1 pseudogene is annotated in these 364 nt (G+C 54.1%); it reads right to left on the reverse strand.

What is annotated here, in order from left to right:
* Positions 1-254, reverse strand: a pseudogene (locus AB4Z23_RS29070) (RHE_PE00001 family protein); the annotation flags it as partial.
* Between the last annotated feature and the right edge of the window lie 110 nt (positions 255-364).

The raw sequence follows: 364 nt of genomic DNA on the forward strand, positions 1-364 counted from the left end.
GTCAGCTCGTGGGTGGGTGTGCGAATATCGCGGGTGTCATCATGGAGGACGAGGTCTTCGAGATGGACGAGTTCGCCGTCGATCCACAGCGAGGCGCAGGCGTCGGTGAAATGCGAGCGCTCGATCCAGCCCTGCCCGACCGGCGAGCGGGCGATGCGCTCGTCAAGGCGGGTCAGCGCGAGGCCCGCGTGAAAAGCCGGCCGCATCAAGGTCGTCATGCTGATTTTTGTGAGATCGTAAGCCATTGAAATCATGGTAAATGATTTGTTATAGGAACTCTATGTAAATATTACGGTTCCTCACATGGTATGATTGACAGTTGGCACTCTAACCATCGATAAGTAACTCTTATCGATGGTAGTTG

The sequence above is a fragment of the Agrobacterium sp. MCAB5 genome (assembly GCF_052114365.1).
GTDB classification, from domain to species: domain Bacteria; phylum Pseudomonadota; class Alphaproteobacteria; order Rhizobiales; family Rhizobiaceae; genus Agrobacterium; species Agrobacterium tumefaciens.